This window comes from Mucilaginibacter sp. PAMB04168, assembly GCF_039634365.2.
Taxonomy (GTDB): domain Bacteria; phylum Bacteroidota; class Bacteroidia; order Sphingobacteriales; family Sphingobacteriaceae; genus Mucilaginibacter.
The window spans coordinates 2,028,517-2,048,472 of record NZ_CP155079.2; the positions used below are offsets into that span (position 1 = coordinate 2,028,517).

Below are 19,956 nucleotides of genomic sequence, written 5' to 3' on the forward strand. Positions count from 1 at the left end.
ATGGAAAGCACAGAAAAAGATTTTTCACACATAAAAGGTTGGGGTGTTGATGCCGATCCGAAGAACGAGCCAACATACCCTATGAAAAAATATACGGGCGACGACCATAAACGTATCAATTGGGTACGTCCGCCGTTACAACCGGTTACGGTAGAGATTCTGCATTCAAACGAGCGTCCTAACGTAACTGCTGTGTTTGGTACCGTAGCGCCTCCATCGGGTTTAAGCGGAGCCATTCGCCGCTACGCGTTTAAGTACAGTGAGTCAAGTTACGGACACTGGTTACCGTTATTATTGGCCGACCGCGTAAACGTAGTAGAGGGTGTAATTGATGACCTGAAACGAGGCCACGTTCCGAACATTTTTGCCGAAAAAGGTTGGGGGGCCGAGTGGAAGTACAACCGCAAAGCACTGATTCAAAAAGTGGCAACCGGCGCTATACTGGCCGTAGTAGTATGGGCTTCGTTAAATAAGAAAAAGAAGAAGTAAACCGCATTATATATTCATAAAAAAGGCGCTTATACAATTGTATAAGCGCCTTTTTTATGCCTGAAGCTGTATCATAACCGAACGATGATTGTTGCAGATACGAACAATTAGTTATTTAATTAACATTGCAAGAAACTGATTTTCAAATATTTGCTTGTTTGGTACTAAATTTAACTGTTTAAATTACACGAAATAACACAGACACTTGAATAACCGTTAAATCAAAGTATCATGAAAAAATATACCCTTATCATTCTTATGGCCATGAGCAGTGTAGCTGCGCTGGCGCAAAACAAATGGAATACTGAGCCTTACTTAACCAAGTCGTTATCGCAGGCAGCCATTAAAGAAGCATTTGTGCGTACCTCTGGTGGCAGCATTAGTGTTAGCGGTGTCGAAGCCTCACAGGCACGCATTGAAGTATATGTGAGTCCTAACAATAATGATAAAAACATCACCACAGAAGAACTCAAACAGCGCCTCGACGATAATTATACACTCGAAATAACCGACAAAGATCATGAACTGCATGCTACAGCCAAATCTAAATTCGGTAACATCGACTGGCGTAAGTCGGTAAGTATTTCTTTTAAAATATTTGTACCGGTACAAGTAGCTACTAATTTAACCACCAGTGGCGGTAGTATAAGGCTTGCCAATTTGGCCGGCGATCAAAACTTTGCCACCAGCGGTGGCAGCCTTCACATAGCCAGTGTAAGCGGTAAAATAAAAGGCCGTACCAGTGGCGGCAGCATACAGGTAGAGGATGCTAAACAAGAAATTGATCTCACAACCAGCGGTGGCAGTATCGCAGCCAACAACTGTGACGGTATCATCACATTGGTAACCAGCGGCGGCTCCCTCAAATTAAATCAACTTAACGGAACTATAAATGCTACTACAAGTGGCGGCAGCGTAATAGGCAGCGGCGTTAAAGGAGAGCTTATAACAAGTACATCAGGTGGTAGTATAAACCTTACAGAAATGGCCTGCAGTATTGAGGCGTCAACCAGTGCAGGTAGCGTGCGGGTGCAGATGAGCGAGGTTGGAAAATATGTGAAATTAAATACCAGTGCCGGCAGCATTGACCTGAAAATGCCACCCAAAAATGGTTTGGATCTGAATTTGAAAGGCGACCGGGTAAATGCCAGCATAAGCGGCAAGTTTCAGGGCAGTACCGAGACAGATCGCATTGAAGGTAAGTTAAACGGGGGTGGTACCCTGGTACAGGCCCACGCTTCAAACGGCCGTGTTACCTTGCGCTTCGAATAAGTTGCTTTTACCCATACCTTATCACAAGCAAAGAGCCCCTGCGTTAACGCAAGGGCTCTTTGCAGTTTGGATTATTTGAACGAGATCTCTGCCATTACCGGAAAGTGGTCTGAAGGAAATTTACCGTGGTAGCTATCTGTAATTACCCCCCAGCGATTAACCGAAACGTTAACTGTAGTAAATATGTGGTCAATGATCTCATTGTTTTTAAGTGATGCGCCGAAGCCGTTAAATGAGCCGTTGTTAACGTAAGGGTATTTAACCTGCTGATAAGTATCTTTCAATAAATCAGATGTAGCAATGCGCTTGTACCAGCTGCTGTTATGATCGCCATTAAAATCACCAGTTAATATAGCAGTGGCACTGCCGGCTATAGCTTTTATCTTTTGCAGTATAAGTTTACTGCTTTCTTCACGCGCCACCATGCCCTGGTGATCATAATGCACGTTAAAAAAATAGAATCTCTTTTTCGACGTAACATCTTGTAGATATACCCATGAGCATATGCGGTTACAGCAGGTGGCATCCCAACCCAGTGATGGTTTTTCGGGCGTTTGCGATAGCCAAAAATCTCCTTTATTCAGCAGCTTAAATTTATCTTTCCTAAAAAATATGGCGGAGTGTTCGCCCTTGTCGCTACCGTCATCACGACCCACACCGTAGCGGTGGTATTGCGGCAAGGCATTAGCAACATCGTCCAGCTGGTTCTTCAAGGCCTCCTGGGTTCCAAAAATATCAAAGTTATGAAAGCGCATGAGTGCCGCAACCACCGGCGCGCGGTTTACCCACAGGTTACCCGTATCGCGCGGATTATCAAACCTTAAATTATAAGTAGCAACGGTTAGCGTTTGGGCATGTAGCGTACCTGTAACAAGAGTTAGCAGCAAAAGCAATCGCATAAAAAATCTTACCTTCATAAGTATATCAGTTATATGAACTGCAATATTACATTTCCTGTTTAAACGCAAGGTTAACAGGCAAACTTATTGATTTGCTTTTTTCTGCTGCTCTTCAACCTTTTCTCGAGCCTTTTTCTTTTGCTTATCCAGCTCCTTTTGCCTATCCTTTTCTGTCTTCTCTTTCTTTTCGGCTTCCTTTTTCTTCTTTTTAAAAAACTCCTTCTTTTCTTTTTCTGAGAGTTTTAAATCGGCGTCCCGTTGGGTTTTGGCATCAAGACCAGCACACTTTTTTATACCCACCAGCAGTGTACGCCACAGTGTTTTAAAGAAAGGGTAATTTTTAGGTCGTAGATAAATTACATCTGCCGAGCGTGGCTGTTCACCGGGCTTATCGGGGTTATTATCTTTTAAGATCAGCGTGTTGGCAATTAGTGAAACCAAGGCCAACTTGCGCATTTTGAGGCTGGCCGTGTCAGCCTTAAGTAGCTGTACTTTCAAGTCGTTGTACAGTAAGGTCACTTTCCCTTGTGCCTGTTTACGGTTGCCCTGTATGTTAAAGTCCATGCGTTTTAACCGGCCCGATTCAATCTTGATGGATGAAAGTGGAACAGTGGCTACATTAACTGCCTGCAGGTTAAGCGGGCCTGCCCATCCCCGGTAACTATAAGCGTATAAGCTATCCTTCAAATTAAATATGAAGTTTACCGCCATAGGGGCGCGGTTCATAAAGCTTGCCCTTAGGTTGGCCTTCCAGAGATGGTTCTTAGCTATGGCTGCCGAATCGGTGGTTACATTATACATGCGTCCGTTTATCCGGTTAAAGGTAATATACCCGGTGCGCTTGGTTTTAGGGTTGTATTCTTTATAATAGACTGCGTATCCTGACAGCTTAAGGGTATCAATTTTTAGCTTAACAGGTAGCTGCTGAACAGTTTTGTTAGGAAAGGTTATCGACTTATCTATCTTAAAGCTTTTGGGATCGGTGCGTGGGTTACTGTAAACCTGTATATATCCGGATGATAAACTGGCGCTGGATGCCTTTATGGTTTGGTTCTTATTAAAAGTTTCGAAATCGAAATTATCAAACTGTAAGCTTTTAGCACGCAGCACAAAGCGGTCTGAATAAGTTTTTTGGAAAAAGCTGGCCGGAGTTTGTAGCGGAAGCAGTGATAGACCATTGATCTGGAGCTGCTTGGTACGGGTGGAATAAGTAATGCGCTTAACCTCATAACCGTATAGTGCCTTAGCTGCCCGGCCACGATAATTATGGAGTTGTACACTTACCTCTCTGCAAAACAGGAAGCGGCTTTTATCAAATTGTGTAGCCGAGTCAATCAACAAATCGGTTGCCTTAAAGTCGAGTTCTTTAAAGGCGTTAACTGCCGGTTGTTTATTGGTGTAATTTTCATAGCGCAGTTTTACGTTGCTAAAAACAATCTGGCCTATATGCAGCATTTTTAGTGAACCCGCCATGCGCTGGTAAACAGTGCGATTGTCTTTGGGCTTGTTTTTAGGCGTTAAAAAGGGGTATTGCGCTACCCGTAGCTCAGGCGCATCTAATACTATCGTTCCAATATTGATCTGCTTTTTAAAGTAAAGCTTTAGCAGATGTGCGTTGTTGATTACCAGCTTGTTTACTCTAACGTGATAGAGCTTATCGGGCGCTGTGCCTAACTGTTTTTGCCGGTTAAAAGCCGCCGTATCTGGTATAAGGCTCGCATGATGAAGAACAACTCGCCCTAACAGTAAATTCAAACTTGCATCATCAAAATTGGCATGGTACAAACCATCCGAACTTTTACGAAGTGCATCATTGATTTTGTCTTTTAGGATAGGTTTAAAGCACAGGGTTAACACAAAGCCTGCTACCAACAAAATAGTTATAATAATGAGTAGTGTACTGAGCGCTATTTTTACCCACTTGTGCTTAAAAATATCCATGTTATTAAAAAAAGAACTTGTATGGGTGCATGATGCGCTTAAGAGAATAATCTGATTCACTAACAAGTGATAGTGCGGTAAGTTTTGTTAAGCCAATGCGATTACCAATAGTGAGTTTTCAATGTTTTAACGAAGTACTTGTGTGTCGAATATAATGTTTAAAGAAAAGGTAATATGGACTGTTGTTAAGGTTAATAGGTGATCAATCTGAGTTTTAAACATTTATTTAAAAGAAAATGCAATAACAATGCACCGTAAGCGTAATAAGAAAGTTACATTCAGGACAGTTCAGGACACTACAGATTTCGGAATTGACTAATATTGACCCGAACCAATTACGAGCGCTGTTTTATCAATTGCAGCCTTAAACTATTTTTAAATTTATGATACGACAATTACAGTATTTGCCTATTGGCAAAAGGCTATGCCTACTGCTATTGATTAGCATTTTGAGCATAGGAACAGTATTAGCCCAACAAGTTACCGTTACAGGTACCGTAACAGATGAGAATGGTGAAACGGTACCCGGTACTACCGTTACTATAAGGAATAAGGCGGGCGGCACATCAGTTGATGTGAACGGCAAATATAGCATCAGAGCTACTAAAGGTGATGTATTGGTTTTTAAACTGCTGGGCTATACTGATCAGGAAGCTACCGTTGGTGACAACCCGGTGGTTAACATCAAATTTGCCCGAAATACCAAGCAACTTACCGATGTGGTGGTTATAGGGTACGGTACACAAAAACGGGGTGATGTTACCGGCTCTGTATCCAGTTTAAAAGCAGGCAATATACCAGAAAGGCCGGTTACCCGCGTTGACCAGGCATTGGTTGGTCAAATTGCCGGTGTAACCGTAAGGCAAACCACAGGTGTACCAGGTAAAGCATTTAGTGTGCAGGTTAGAGGTACCGGTTCTATCTCGGCAGGTAACGAGCCACTGTATGTAGTTGATGGTTTTCCGCTAACTCCTGCCGCACCGAATGGTTCGGGCAACTTTGCTACCGGTAACCCTTTAGATAACATCAACCCGGCCGATATAGAGTCGATAGAGGTGCTAAAGGATGCCGCTGCGGCTGCCATCTATGGTTCACGTGCATCCAACGGTGTTGTATTGATTACTACCCGCCGTGGTAAAATTGGCAAACCCGTAATTACTTACAACGCTTTTGCCGGCTATAACGACAAAACAAGGGGATTAAATATGTTAGATGGACAGGGATGGATTGATCGTGCTACTGAAATGATAAACGGTGCTTATGTAAATAACTTTGGTTCTATCGGTGCTAAAGCAACTGATACGTATGAGCAGCGCCGTCAACTCATTAACACAACGTTAGCAGCCTCCAGTCAAATTCAGGCAGGCCAATTTAACACTGCCTACATGCTTGATGACCGCTGGGCGCAACCAGGGCATCCGGGATTAACCTTTGTTGACTGGCAAAAAGAGGCTTACCGCAAAGCGCTGGTACAAAGTCATCAATTAACAGCAAGTGGCGGTACCGAAAATGTTAAATACTTCGTTTCGGGCGCGTTTAATGATCAAAATGGCATACTAAGAGGGCTTGATTATAAAGCATACTCTTTAAGAGCCAATGTTGACGTTACAGCAAGCAAGGTGTTTAAGTTTGGTATAAATATATCACCTTCTTATTCTATAGCCCACGATCCGGGGGTTGAAGGTAAAGACAATATCTTTCACCAAATCTTGAGCATGACTCCTGTACAGGAAGCTAATGCCGGCAGGTATGCCAATTCAGGCTTGTTTCCGCAATACAACTGGAGTGTATCAACCAACAGCCCAATTTCTAAATTAGAAAACAACGTTGGAGAAACCAAGCGCTACCGTACTTTGGGAACCATATATGCGGAGGTTAACATCCTGAAAAACTTGGTTTTCAGAACAACGTTAAACCTTGACAATACTGATAACACGTCGAGCTCATACGTGCCGTATATCAATGCGAGTTCGTTAACGGCGCGGTTAGCACAAACTACAACCTTAACCAGCGGAACATACAACACCTTCCGTCATCAAACATTTGTAAATGAAAATACGCTGAATTATAATGCTACCATAAGCAAGAACCACAACTTAAACTTATTAGCGGGTTATTCATTCACAGCCGATCGTAATGATCTGTCAACAATGTCATCCTCTAACGGATTTTCAAGCTCCGTAATACAGACACTTAGTGCGGCTAATGCTATAACAGGCGGCTCCAGCGCTAATAAAAACACGCTTGAGTCTATGTTTGCCAGGGCGCAGTACTCGTTCAGGAGTAAATATTTATTTTCTGCCAGTATACGTCGTGACGGTTCATCGAGATTTGCCGAGAACAACAAGTATGGCTATTTCCCATCTGCCTCAGTAGGATGGAGAGTTACAGAAGAAAACTTTGCCAAAAAACTGACTGCGCTTAGTGATTTGAAATTACGTTATAGCTATGGTGAGGGTGGTAATTATAACATTGGTAATTATTCGGCCATATCGCAAATTGGCTTGTATAACTACTCCTTTAACGGAGCCTCAGCAATCGGCCAAAACAGTTCTAATAACCCTGCTGCCGACCTAAGATGGGAAAAATCGAAAACCCATGATGTGGGAATTGACTTCGGCTTTTTTAAGAATCGTTTAACCGGTTCGGTTGACTACTACATTAAAGATAATACAGATCTTTTGTTGAACGTTCCAACTCATGCCTTATCGGGTTTTACGTCAACGCTTATGAATGCCGGCTCGGTTAGAAACAAAGGACTTGAAATTGAATTAACCTCGCAAAACTTTTCACGTGGCGTATTTACCTGGAGCACATCTGTAAACGTAAGTCATAACAGCAACAAGGTAACTGCATTGGCCAGCGGGCAAAGCCAGCTGCTTATTCCATCAAGCTTTGATATTGAGCATAGCATTTTGCAGGTAGGTCAACCGCTATACAGCATTTATGTAGTTAAGCAAATAGGTATTTTATCACAGCAAGATATTGCCAATAACTATCCGGTATATCAGGGTTCTACAAAAGAAACAGTAGGGGACCCAAAATACTTTGATGCTAATGGCGATGGTGTAATAGACGCTAACGACCGTGTAATTGTTGGTCAGCCAAATCCAAAATGGATTTGGGGTTTCACTAACAGCTTTAAATACAAAAATTTCGACTTGAGCGTTTTAGTTCAGGGACAGAACGGTGGTTCGATTTACTCACTGCTCGGACGCGCATTAACCCGTACTGGCCAGGGTTTCACGGATAATACCCCGGCATTTTATGAAAACAGGTGGCGCTCACCATCAAACCCCGGCGAAGGCAGGGTAAGTAAAGCTTACTCAACTTTTGGCCGTATAGCTAATACCGACTGGCTTTACTCATCAGATTACTGGAGGGTACGTAACATTACATTAGGTTATAACTTAAACAATGTGATTAAAAAGGCCAAGTTTATTTCATCGGCCCGTATCTATATTACAGCAGAGAACTTCTTCGGACATGATAAATACTACGGCGGCTTAAACCCCGAGGCTAACAACACCAACTTAAGCGGAAGCGATACCTACCCAGAGGCTGGAGATTATGGTGGTTTGCCATTAGTTAAATCACTGGTGTTTGGTTTAAACTTTGGTTTCTAACAATTAAGAAAATTATCATGAAAAATAAATTAATATATATAGTAGCGCTTGCATTCACATTTAGCGTTGGTTGCAAAAAGGAACTCAATCAAACGCCCATTTCAACGGCAACTACGGAAACCTTTTTTGCATCAAACAACGATTTTTTACAGGCCGTGAATGCGGTTTACGCAGACTTGCGCACGTACCCCGACCGGATGCTGAATTTGTCGGAAACACGCTCAGATAACTTATATGCCGTTGCCGACGGGCCGCGGGATTGGGAGCCAATTAACAACTTTGCCCGTACCATCTCTGGTAACCCTTATATTCAGGAAGCGTGGAACACTAATTTTAACGGCATTTACCGAGCAAACACCGTTTTAAATAAGCTGGAAACTAACGGAAACGTAATAACTGATGCAAATCTAAAAACCAGGTTAACAGCCGAAGCACGTTTCCTGAGGGCTTTCTTTTATTTTGATTTGGTAAGATGGTTTGGCAAAGTGCCTATTGCTGATAAGGTTTATAGTTCGGCAGAAGCAACAACGATACCGCGCAGCGGCGTTGCAGCAGTTTACAATTTTATACTCGCCGATTTGAAGTTTGCTGCTGATAATTTGCCTGACACCTATACAGCCGCTGCAGATAAAGGCCGCGCCACAAAGTGGGCAGCCAAAGGTATTATGGCGTTAGTGTACATGACCCGTTCAGGGCCTACTTATAATATTGATGGCCCGGGCTTAGCCACTAACGACTGGCAGGTTGCGCTCGATTTACTGAACGAGGTGATTAATAGCAAACGCTTTAATTTCCTTACTTCGTATGCCGATATCTTTTCTTATAGCAATGAAAACAATGCTGAAGTTGTGTTTAACGTAGAGTATTCAACATTATCAAACCCTGTGGTAGGAAGTACTTTTGCTTGGCTGCTGGTACCCGATACTTATTTTACCTCCATAGGTAAAGCGGTTCAGGGTGGCTTGTTAATACGTCCGGTATCAACAGACCTGGTAAATACTTATGCCACCAATGATATCCGCAAGCCGTTTAACATATATACAGCCGGTTATACGGCACCAGGTATCGGAACTGAAAGCCGTCCGTTCTTTAAAAAGTATTTAGATATCAGCAAGGTACCGAACAACCGTGTCGACTGGCCAATTAACTACATCGTAATGCGTTATACAGACGTTTTAATGTTAAAAGCTGAATGTATTTTAAGGGGTGCGTCAGGTTCACAAGCTGATGTGGATTTAATTGTGAACCAAGTTCGGAGCAGGGCCGGTTTAACAACCCCTGTTACCGGAACTACAATACCGCAATTAATGGAAGAACGCCGCCGTGAATTTGCCGCAGAAGGGTTGCGTTGGCATGATTTGGTAAGAAGTGGCCTGGTAACAACTGTTATACCAGCATGGGATGCTAAAGAAGATGTATCTAACAGTATAGCTCCTTTTAATAATAATTACATCATTTATCCGGTTCCACAAGCAGAGTTGAATGTCACACCTGGACTATACACACAAAATCCAGGATATTAATTTAACTTTAAAAGATATCAAAGCCACTCTAAGGTAACTGGGGTGGCTTTGATGATTAAAAAACTATGCAGAGAAGAAAATTTATACAAGGGCTGGGGCTGACATCAGCAGCACTGGCCTTTACGCCCGATTTTGTTTTTGCTGAAGATGGTAAGGAATCGGACTTTGCCAAACACCTGGTTCCAGTTGGCCGCAGGCTGGAGATGGAAGGTTACTACGTTTGGTGCAACAGCCCTATTGAAGGGCCTGATGGAAAGATTCATATTTTCTTTTCGCGCTGGGTTGCAACTAAAAAGATGGGTGGGTGGATAAACGGTTCTGAAATTTGCCATGCGGTGGCTGATAGCCCAGAGGGGGAATTTAAATTTGTGGACGTTGTTTTAGCGCCGCGCGGTCCTGGCCATTGGGATGCCACCACCTGTCATAATCCGTCTATAAAGTTTGTAGATGGCCAATATTGCCTGTTTTTTATGGGCAACTCTAACGGAAAAACCAACACTAAACGCATTGGGTTAGCCACCGCCCCAACGTTGAATGGCCCTTGGAAACGGCCCGACCAACCGCTACTTGAAGCTGGCCCCGCCGGTGCCTGGGATGACCATTGTACAACTAACCCGGCTTTTATAAAGCAAACTAACGGAGAGTACTGGTTGTATTACAAATCATGGAACACGGCTGAATATGAAAATTCTAAAGACCCGCTGGTACGCGGTAACCGAAAATATGGCCTGGCTATATCCCGTAAATTAGAAGGCCCATATATTAAGTATGAACACAATCCGGTTATCGACTTTTCATCGCGCCCTAACAATGCTCAATTGGAAGATGCTTTTGTTTGGATGGATAAAGGTAGAATAAACATGCTGGCCCGGGATATGGGAATATTTAACCATGAGTACGGCCTGCTGATGCAGTCGAAAAACGGAAAGAAGTGGAATGAGCCCCAGGTTGCATATTACGATGCCGCACATTATCATATTGTGCAACCTTCACCACCATCATACCTCAAAAAATATGGGAGATTTGAACGGCCGCAATTGCTTTTCCAGAATGGTAAGCCCACCTACCTGTTCACCACCTCGCAAGGCGGAAAGTATATGACGGCTTCCTCTTTTCTGTTTAAGATTGTGTAGCGGTCAGTTAGTTGGCCGCTATAAGCAAAGACCGCTAATGTATCATCGGCAGATTACACATTAGCGGTCTTTGTTTTATAAGTATGGAAAGTTATGGTTTACTTACTATACTAAATACGGCGCCATAAGCCGGCAGCCAAACCTTAATACCACCTTGTGTGGCTGAACGGTACGGTGGGAGATAGGCATAGCTTAAAGGTCCGCCTTCGGCGCCAGCTGTGGTTGCGCCATTTACATATACCTTACGAGAAAAATTTGGATCATCAGTTCCGCCCTGTAGCGTGTAGTAGTAATAATAGGCGCCGGGCGTGTAATTGTTAGTATTTATGGTAACAGCCTGCCCCTTGTTGCTTTTGTTAACCAGTACAACGCCTACCTGGCCTGATGAAAAAGTAGAGGCATAACTTACTACATCTGTATTTCCTTGTACGGTTGAAGCTACCATGCGGTCACCAAAAAACTTTTGGAAATAGTACATATAATAGAACGCCGGACGCGGATTCCATTTAGGGTCGGCTACCGTGTTGGCAGCTTTGGCATTAAGCATTCCCATGTCGTTACCACCTTGGGCGCCATTATTGGCTAAGTCCCAGCGGCAGGCAACACCGTATTGGTTTTTAATGAGCTCGCCTAAAACCAGTGCCGAATGCAGGCCCGATATGTTGGATATCATTTGTTTTGAGCCTTCGGCAAAAATATTCCACTCGGTTAAAGCAACCGGCTTTTGTATAACGCCTGCCTTTACTGCACTGGTTTTCATCCAGTCCATAATGTCACGTGTTACGGTCGCAGCTGAGTTTAAAATAATTGAAGGCGTGGAGTTTTGCGCATAAGGCGTGTAATAGTTGTGTACCGAGTAGTAGTCAGGAGCATTACCGGCGGCGGCTAAAACGCCGTCGTTCCAATTGCTCACTTCTTCTCCGCTGGCCTCACTGCGGTCAATCATTACGGCACCAATTTTAATAGTAGAGCCAATCTCGGCGGCAGCTTTGCGCATCGAATCGGCAAAAACTTTAAAATGCTTACCATATAGCTGCCCGGTTATGATTTTGGGTTGTCCGTCTTTGTTTTTAGTAACATCAATAATAAAACCTGCTTCCCAATTGCCAAAACATTCGTTACCCACTTCCCAATATTTGGTACGGCCTTTATCATAGCGTACCCAATCGGCGGCTAAATGTGCTGCAGTTTGTACCGGGTGTGCGCTGGTGCCATAACGTGCGTAGCCATAATTTACTGTGATAAGGCCGGTGCTGCGGGTGGTTTGCAGCATTTGGTAGTAATTATCAAGAGTACAGGTCCAGGTGCCAGTGTTACGGCCATACCAGTAACCACCGGCTGGTATTACGTTGCCTGATGGATCATATAACTGATCCGGAACGTCAGTAGGCTTTTGCTCGGGAGAACGGTTCCAGAAGTAAGTATCAGAAAAGCTACCACCCGGAACACGTATTATACGGGGAGCTAAGTTAGTAACATGATTAAGTAGTACAGGCTCGTTAACCATAGGCCCCATATATGCATTAGCGTTGTTGCCATAAATGTAACTTGGAACCTTGCTAACTACCTGGTTTGGGTTAACAGTAACCGTAACTGATGAATAGGTGGGTTTTTGTAAATCTAGGTAGCTGGCAACATTAAAGGTTCGAGTTTGCCAACTGTCCATAAAAAATCCGGTAGTAGCCGGCAACTGCGGGTCAATTGACGAAACAGCAGCAGTAGATTTAGACGCTGCCTCAAACTGGTTGTTTTCGGTTGCATTCGGCGGCGCCTGTGCCTCTTCTTTTTTACAAGCTTGCACAGCTAGCGCAAGCCATAACGCAATAGCTAATTTTTTAGGGGTTTTCATAACAGCTTTTACGTTATATAAATGTTATAGGTTCTCTTTATATAAGCATATTTAACTATTGATTGTACTATTATAACTTGTAGTGTAGTATTTTTAGATGTATATTAAATATATGTCATATAGGTTTGCTTACATGCGGAGTTTTAGGATTAGTAAAATGGTTGTTTACTAATCCTAAGCATCATTATGTAGCACCGATCATTTTAGGATTAACAATGGTGCCATCTGCATCAAGTAAATTCGGTGGCATTTTCGAAAGTGTATGCGCTGGTTGCTACAGTTTAAAGCCTGTTTTATACTTTTAACAATAATACCCCTGCTCTTTTACAGATTACTCCCCTTTAAAATAGTACTTAACCAAGTATATTGCGCCAAACCAATTTTCCATTCGCTTTCAGTAATCTAAAAAGACTAAAAGAATCACATTAATTGACTGATTTTAAAATATGTTGAACTGGACACCAAATTTCGTGGCATTGCTTCCTTTAGATTTGCAGCTAACAAACTTGATCATTTCCAAGCTTAAGCGGCACGAGTTAAAACAGGGAGATTTATTACCTGCAGTAAGAGAATTAAGCAACCAAACGCTTGTGTCGGTTTTTGTTATTCAACAGGCTTATTCAAAATTGAAAATTATGGGTATAATTAATACTGATATTATCAATGAAAATCCAATCCTCACTTACAACCAATAAAACAAGTAAATGAATCTTAACAGAATCAGCATTATCTCAAGCCTCGTGCTATCCTTATCGCTACATTTCTTGTACATGGTACCGCTCAATGCCAAGCCGGTTGCCAATACTGTTCCCCAACCTGAAGCTTACCTGTTCGTTTACTTTACCGGCAACGGAAAAGGGGAGGAGGAAATTCGCTTTGCCATTAGTAAAGATGGCTATCATTTCAAATCCCTTAACCGGAATCAGCCAGTTTTAAGCAGTACCGAAATCAGTGCTTCTGGCGGTGTAAGAGATCCTCATATCCTACGTACTCATGATCAAAAAGGTTTTTATATGGTTGCAACCGACATGGTGTCGGCTAAAGGCTGGGATTCTAACCGTGGAATCGTCCTGATGAAATCGAAAGATTTAATCAAGTGGACTACAAGCCGGATCAACATTCCCGAATCCTTCAAAGAATTTCAAGGAGTTAACCGGGTGTGGGCACCGCAAACTATCTATGACCCGGTACATAAAAAGTATATGATCTATTTTTCAATGCGCAAGGGGAGCGAGCCAGACAAGATTTACTACGCTTATGCAAACAAAGATTTTACCGGTCTCGAAACCGAACCACGCCAGCTTTTCTTTCATCCCGACAGCAACGCCTGTATCGATGGAGACATCATTTTGAAGGATGGCAAATACCATTTAACTTTTAAAACCGAAGGCAGCACCAAAGGGTTAGGCATTGCCGTTTCCAAAAGTCTTACCACGGGTTACCAGCTGGCTAAGCAAGGCATACAACAAACTACCGACCCGGTTGAAGGAGCTGGTGTTTTTAAGCTTAACGGAAGCAACACCTATATATTAATGTATGATATTTACACCAAAGGAAAATATCAGTTTACAAAAACTACAGATTTTGAGCATTTTACTGTTGTTGATGAGCAGGTATCTATGGATTTTCACCCGCGGCATGGTACCGTTATGCCCATTACGAAAACCGAAGCCGAAGCGCTGATGGACAAATGGTTTTCAGCCGATGATGTATTTTCAACCCTTAAGGGGCCTGGCATTAAAGCGAATAACTTAGTGTTAGATACGGCTGCCAAAATGGTAAGTGTTCCAGTAAATGATAACATTACTGCCAGTGCATTTAAAGGCTCTTTCTTAAATCTGCCGGGCCTTAACGTTAAAAAGTTGACGGTTAACGAGGCTAAGGGAACCTTAAATTATCGGGTACAAATAGGTAGCACACCGGCAGTTACTTATCAAGTTAGCCTTAAAAAGTTTCATAACCCCGTATTGCCCGGTTACTTTGCAGATCCGGAAATTATGTATTCGGAAAAGAACCGGCTATTTTATCTTTATCCCACATCTGATGGGTTTACCGGATGGAGTGGTACTTACTTTAAGGCGTTCTCATCGCCCGACTTAGTGACCTGGAAAGATGAAGGTGTTATTTTAGACCTGAACAAGGACGTGAGTTGGGCCAAAAGAAATGCTTGGGCACCCTGCATTATTGAAAAAAAGATAGATGGGAAATTTAAGTACTTTTATTATTACACCGCAGCACAGAAAATTGGTGTAGCGGTAGCCGATGATCCCGCCGGACCGTTTAAAGACACCGGTAAGCCTCTTGTTGAAAATCGCCCTGAAGGAACGAGGGGAGGCCAGCTGATTGATCCGGATGTTTTCACTGACCCTCAGACCGGTAAAAGTTATTTGTATTGGGGAAACGGTTATCTCGCCGGAGCTGAACTTAATGCCGACATGATTTCTATGAAGGCGGGCACCACAGTACTATTAACACCCGACCGAACTTTTAGAGAAGGAACATACGTCTTTTACCGCAACGGCCAGTATTATTTCACTTGGTCTGAAGATGACACGCGGAGTGTTAATTATAAAGTAAGATACGGTACGTCGTCGGGCCCCCTTTCCAAGATCACTGTACCGGAGAATAACATTGTTATTTCTAAATCGGATGAAAAAGGTATTTATGGAACTGGTCATAACTCCGTAATTCAAGTTCCCGGCAAAGATGAATGGTATCTTGTTTATCATCGCTTTACATATCCCACTGGTATAAAAATGGGCAGTGCTGCCGGTTACAATCGCGAGGTATGCATAGACCGGCTTACCTTTAAGGCCGACGGCAGCATCCAGCCTGTTACACCTACCCATGAGGGTATAAAAGCTGTAACAGTACGGTAGCGATTGAAGCCATGGTGGTACCTGCAATTTCTATATTTTGAGAAATTATCTGAGGTAAGTATAAAAGTGACAACCGAATAATTGTTTAATTGTCGGGTTGACATTTTTAGTACCGGTTAAGTAAAAGGAAACTAAAAATATTAAATTTGAAATACCTTTTATAACCGATTTGCCTCCTATTATGAATAACATACTTTACAAAAAGTATTCATTCTGTATTTTAATGCTGCTTTTCACTTCCTACTTTACGTTTGGTAGTGAGCAGGTACGTTGTTTAGGTATCGAGAAAGGGTTGTCCAACAACTCTGTTACTGCCATTTTTAAGGATTACTATGGCTACATGTGGTTTGGAACATACGATGGTCTGAACCGATACGACGGCCAAAAATTTAAAATATTTCGTAACAGTTGGGGAGACGTTAGCTCGCTCGGAAACAATCACATTACTACCTTAACGGGCAACGCACGTGAACTTGTTGTAGGTACCCAAAAAGGTCTTTTTCGTTATGATTATCGTTCAGCAAAGTTTGCTCCTTTACAATATCATTTTACAAAACCTATTGGGCATAGGCCTGTAACCGCAAGTATCAATTCGCTGGTGAGCGGTAAAGATGGAACGGTATATGCCGGCGCCGAAAAACTTGGGCTGCTGCTATACCGGGGCAAAAATGCTGTTTGCCAAAAAGTAGTAGGGGTAAATGAAAGTACTTATACAGTACAGGCTTTAGCTTTGGATACTGATGATCAGCTTTTTGCTTTTGTAGCTAATGAGGGCCTTTTCAGGCTAAATAAAAAGAACAATGTTTTACAACCTGTAAACCGTGAATTAGGCTCGGCTACCTGCATGTTGTTTGATAGGTTTAACAACCAAGTTTGGATCGGTACAGAAAACGGGCTTTACTACTATGACCAAAAAGACGGCATTCTGCACCAGTATCAATCATCATTGGGCAAGCTCTCCAGTTATAACATAACTGATCTTAATTATGATAGTCAAGGAAATTTATGGGTGAGTACAAATGGTGGAGGTATTAATATTCTCAATATTAAACAAGAAAAGCTAACTTACCTTACGCCCGGCAGAGAACAGGGCAGGCTGCGGAGCGGTGCAATAAGTGCCGTATATATGGATAACGAGTCGCGCAAATGGATTGCCACTTTGAGGGGTGGGGTAAATATTGTTGAACCCGACAACGGAAACTTTAAGCAGTACCGCCATGACCCTTTCAACAAGAATAGTGTAGTCAACGATTTTATTCTGTCTTTTTGCGAAGACGAACGCCGGAATATATGGATAGGTACAGATGGTGGCGGCTTGAGCTATTGGAACCGCAAAACAAATGCTTATCAAAACTTTGTACATAGTACAGATCCAAAAAGCCTTCAAAGTAATTTTGTGGTAAGTGTTGTTAAGGATTACACCAACCGCATTTGGGTTGCAAGTTTTAGCGGCGGCATTGATGCTTTTAATCCTAATACAAATTCATTTATTCATTACACGTGTTACAATCCAGTACGTAAAGCGGCCGAAAAGAACATGTGGAAGCTGTTTGAGGATTCGAAGCATAACTTGTGGGCCGGCGCTACACGGGGCGGGGCGTTATATAAGTACAACCGGGTAAAAGACTGTTTTGAGATTTACGACAACACATTAACGGATATACATGTCATTTTTGAAGATGCAGCCGGAACGCTTTGGGCAGGTGACTATGCTGATCTGATTAGCATAAGCCCCAACACTCGAACAACTACTCGGTATAATGTTGGATACGCTTTAAGAGCCATCTCACAAAGTGATCGCAGCAGCCTGTGGATTGGCACAGAAGGAGGTGGCCTGCTCCGGTTTAATTTAAGCTCGCACCGTTTTGAACGCTATACCCAAAAGGATGGCTTGGCTGGCAATTCGGTTCTAAACACGCTGGTTGCTAACAATGGCGATTTGTGGTGCAGTACTTATAATGGCCTGTCGAGGCTTGATGTTAAGCGCCGCGTTTTTACAAATTATAATGGATCTGATGGTTTGCAAAGCAATCAGTTTAATTACAATGCTGCATTAAAGTTGAGGTCCGGGGAGTTGCTGTTCGGTGGCATTTCCGGCTTTAATCTTTTTGATCCGGATAGCATCAGGTCTGTAGCCAGAAGTCCCAAATTGAGGATTAACGATGTTCGCATCGGCAATGCAACCGTAAACGGGAGTAGTGAATTTACCGATGGAAAGCCTATTGCACAGTTAAGGGAGATTACTGTACCCTATAACGAAGCTACCATTGCAATTGAGTATACAGCACTGGAATATTCATTGCCGGATAAAATAAATTACGCCTATTATCTTGAAGGCTGGGATCATGGTTGGAATTCGGTTGGCAAATTGCAAACGGCGTATTATACCCGTTTAAATGAGGGTAGTTACCGCCTGCATATCAAAGCTTCTGATACGCAGGGTAAGTGGTCGGCCGGGCAGTTAACTATCGAAATCACCATTTTGCCGCCATGGTACCGAACCTGGTGGGCATATCTGCTGTATATCGGCGTTGGAGGCGCCACTTTATATTGGTTCTGGTTATACCGGAGTCGCCAACAGCAGCTCAGGTATGAAGTGCAGATTGCGAATCTGAATATGGAGCGTGAAAAAGAGTTGAATGAGAAGAAGCTCTCCTTTTTTACCAATGTCTCTCATGAGTTTCGCACACCGCTTACGCTTATCATCAATCCAATAAAAGATCTGCTGAGCCAAAACAAAGGCCAAAACGACGAACTTAATGTTATTTATCGAAATGCCCGCCGATTATTGGGGCTTGTAGACCACCTGCTTTTATTCCGCAAAACCGAGACAGAGAACGCAAGTCTTCGGGTATCCAGAATGAATTTTGTAACCATCTGTAATGAGGTGTTTATGTGCTTTACTCATCAGGCAAAAATAAAGCACCTTAAGTACACGCTGGTTGTTTCCAATGAGCAGATGGAGGTTTATGCCGACCGCGAAAAAATTGAGATAGCACTTTTTAATCTCATATCTAATGCCATAAAATTTACCCCCGATGGCGGCGAAATCCAGGTGATGGTGCACGACGATGGCAGCCAGGTGTTTTTCGAAATCGCAGATAGTGGCATTGGCATTAGCGCTGATGTCGGCGAAATGTTGTTTGATAAATTTTTCAGAATAAAGGATAAGCATTATTCTAAAACCGGATTTGGAATAGGCCTGTACTTGGTTAAGAATTTTATTGACAGTCACTTCGGCAAGATCTATTACCATGCGAGCAAACTGGGAGGTACAACTTTTATCATGAGTTTGCCTAAAGGCAATGCTCATTTCTCTGAAGAACAAATCGATGAAACAATTATCTCCCCAACGCACATAAACGAATTAATCGATCATGACAATAAAGACATTCTTCCGGAGGAGGAGAGTAATAATCTGGAATTACTAATTTCTGATAAACAAACTATCCTGGTGATTGATGACAATGACCAGATCCGGAATTATATCAAAAAACTCCTGACGCCTGAATACAGGGTGATTGAATCGGAAGATGGGCAGGCCGGATTGAAATTAATTAAGATAAACTTACCTGATCTGGTGCTTAGTGATATAGTGATGGGTGAACTTAACGGTATTGAACTGTGCAAAATACTTAAAGACGATAACGCGACCAATCATATTCCCATCATACTGCTTACCGGAAATGCCACGCCGGAGTTGATGTTGAAGAGTATCAATGAAGGTGCAGCAGACTTTATCAGTAAGCCGTTTGAGAAGGATGTTTTGCTTGCAAAAGTTAAAAGTGTGCTCCGCAGCAAAAAAGAGTTGCAGAATTACTTTTACCAGGAGATAACCTCTAAGAATACTATTAAAAATGTTTCAGAAGAGCATAAGGATTTTCTTTATAAATGTATCAGCATAATTGAGGCGCATCTTACCGATCCTGCATTTGACGTAGAGAGCTTGGCCAGGATGATGAAGATGAGTTATCCTACGTTATTTAAGCGTATCAAGTCAACCACCGGTAAATCCATTAACAACTTTATACGCTTTGTTCGCCTACGTAAGGCTGCCGAATTGTTGATCCGTACAAACTGTAATGTTAATGAGGCAGCGTTTCAGGTAGGAATAAACGATCTGAAATATTTTCGCGAACAATTTCACAAACAATTTGACCTCAACCCATCCGAGTTTCTGAAAAAGCACCGGGCTAATTTCCAAACCACCTACCGGGTGGAGTAATTTCTTGTGAACGGTAAGCTCTGTCAGTTTGGGAAACCTGGAGCTAAATTATTGCGAATTACGCGATTTAACAAAAATACCCCCTAAGATTTACCATTCAATCCCCCTACAATTAGATGA

Annotated in this window: 11 protein-coding genes; 8 read left to right on the forward strand and 3 right to left on the reverse strand. The window is 42.6% G+C overall.

Annotation, left to right across the window (positions count from 1 at the left end):
- Entirely contained in the window at nt 1-489 is a 489-nt protein-coding gene (locus tag ABDD94_RS08860; protein ID WP_345955556.1) for a hypothetical protein, read from the forward strand.
- Between the two features lie 231 nt (nt 490-720).
- Nucleotides 721-1,761 (forward strand): DUF4097 family beta strand repeat-containing protein, encoded by a 1,041-nt coding sequence (locus ABDD94_RS08865; RefSeq protein WP_345955557.1) that lies wholly within the window; start codon nt 721-723, stop codon nt 1,759-1,761.
- A gap of 71 nt (nt 1,762-1,832) precedes the next feature.
- Here the strand turns inward: ABDD94_RS08865 and ABDD94_RS08870 are convergent, their stop codons facing one another.
- Nucleotides 1,833-2,678, reverse strand: coding sequence for an endonuclease/exonuclease/phosphatase family protein (locus tag ABDD94_RS08870; RefSeq protein WP_345955558.1), 846 nt, complete (start codon nt 2,676-2,678; stop codon nt 1,833-1,835).
- 66 nt (nt 2,679-2,744) lie between these two features.
- Entirely contained in the window at nt 2,745-4,601 is a 1,857-nt protein-coding gene (locus ABDD94_RS08875) for a hypothetical protein (RefSeq protein WP_345955559.1), read from the reverse strand.
- A 383-nt stretch (nt 4,602-4,984) separates the two neighbouring features.
- Here ABDD94_RS08875 and ABDD94_RS08880 point away from each other — a divergent pair, with 383 nt between their 5' ends.
- From ABDD94_RS08880 to ABDD94_RS08890, 3 genes are all read left to right on the forward strand, one after another.
- Complete coding sequence (locus ABDD94_RS08880) at nt 4,985-8,227, forward strand: TonB-dependent receptor (protein WP_345955560.1); 3,243 nt, start codon at nt 4,985-4,987, stop codon at nt 8,225-8,227.
- A gap of 17 nt (nt 8,228-8,244) precedes the next feature.
- Entirely contained in the window at nt 8,245-9,750 is a 1,506-nt protein-coding gene (locus ABDD94_RS08885) for a RagB/SusD family nutrient uptake outer membrane protein (RefSeq protein ID WP_345955561.1), read from the forward strand.
- 65 nt (nt 9,751-9,815) lie between these two features.
- Nucleotides 9,816-10,883, forward strand: a complete 1,068-nt coding sequence (locus ABDD94_RS08890; protein ID WP_345955562.1) for a glycoside hydrolase family protein — start codon at nt 9,816-9,818, stop codon at nt 10,881-10,883.
- Nucleotides 10,884-10,974: 91 nt separating this feature from the next.
- On the opposite strand, the gene ABDD94_RS08895 is transcribed toward ABDD94_RS08890, so the two are convergent.
- Nucleotides 10,975-12,732 (reverse strand): alpha-L-arabinofuranosidase, encoded by a 1,758-nt coding sequence (locus ABDD94_RS08895; RefSeq protein ID WP_345955563.1) that lies wholly within the window; start codon nt 12,730-12,732, stop codon nt 10,975-10,977.
- Between the two features lie 446 nt (nt 12,733-13,178).
- On the opposite strand from ABDD94_RS08895, the gene ABDD94_RS08900 reads away from it, so the two are divergent.
- From ABDD94_RS08900 to ABDD94_RS08910, 3 genes are all read left to right on the forward strand, one after another.
- Nucleotides 13,179-13,427: a GntR family transcriptional regulator gene (locus ABDD94_RS08900; RefSeq protein WP_345955564.1), complete on the forward strand. Its 249-nt coding sequence runs from the start codon at nt 13,179-13,181 to the stop codon at nt 13,425-13,427.
- 9 nt (nt 13,428-13,436) lie between these two features.
- The gene (locus ABDD94_RS08905) at nt 13,437-15,611 is read left to right on the forward strand and encodes a family 43 glycosylhydrolase (protein WP_345955565.1); all 2,175 of its coding nucleotides are present in this window, start codon (nt 13,437-13,439) and stop codon (nt 15,609-15,611) included.
- A 181-nt stretch (nt 15,612-15,792) separates the two neighbouring features.
- Nucleotides 15,793-19,836, forward strand: coding sequence for a two-component regulator propeller domain-containing protein (locus ABDD94_RS08910; RefSeq protein WP_345955566.1), 4,044 nt, complete (start codon nt 15,793-15,795; stop codon nt 19,834-19,836).
- Nucleotides 19,837-19,956: the final 120 nt, after the last annotated feature.

Coding starts and splice junctions, on each gene's coding strand:
- ABDD94_RS08860 (WP_345955556.1), top strand. CDS start 1: ATGGAAAGCACAGAAAAAGATTTTTCACACATAAAAGGTTGGGGTGTT.
- ABDD94_RS08865 (WP_345955557.1), top strand. CDS start 721: ATGAAAAAATATACCCTTATCATTCTTATGGCCATGAGCAGTGTAGCT.
- ABDD94_RS08870 (WP_345955558.1), bottom strand. CDS start 2,678: ATGAAGGTAAGATTTTTTATGCGATTGCTTTTGCTGCTAACTCTTGTT.
- ABDD94_RS08875 (WP_345955559.1), bottom strand. CDS start 4,601: ATGGATATTTTTAAGCACAAGTGGGTAAAAATAGCGCTCAGTACACTA.
- ABDD94_RS08880 (WP_345955560.1), top strand. CDS start 4,985: ATGATACGACAATTACAGTATTTGCCTATTGGCAAAAGGCTATGCCTA.
- ABDD94_RS08885 (WP_345955561.1), top strand. CDS start 8,245: ATGAAAAATAAATTAATATATATAGTAGCGCTTGCATTCACATTTAGC.
- ABDD94_RS08890 (WP_345955562.1), top strand. CDS start 9,816: ATGCAGAGAAGAAAATTTATACAAGGGCTGGGGCTGACATCAGCAGCA.
- ABDD94_RS08895 (WP_345955563.1), bottom strand. CDS start 12,732: ATGAAAACCCCTAAAAAATTAGCTATTGCGTTATGGCTTGCGCTAGCT.
- ABDD94_RS08900 (WP_345955564.1), top strand. CDS start 13,179: ATGTTGAACTGGACACCAAATTTCGTGGCATTGCTTCCTTTAGATTTG.
- ABDD94_RS08905 (WP_345955565.1), top strand. CDS start 13,437: ATGAATCTTAACAGAATCAGCATTATCTCAAGCCTCGTGCTATCCTTA.
- ABDD94_RS08910 (WP_345955566.1), top strand. CDS start 15,793: ATGAATAACATACTTTACAAAAAGTATTCATTCTGTATTTTAATGCTG.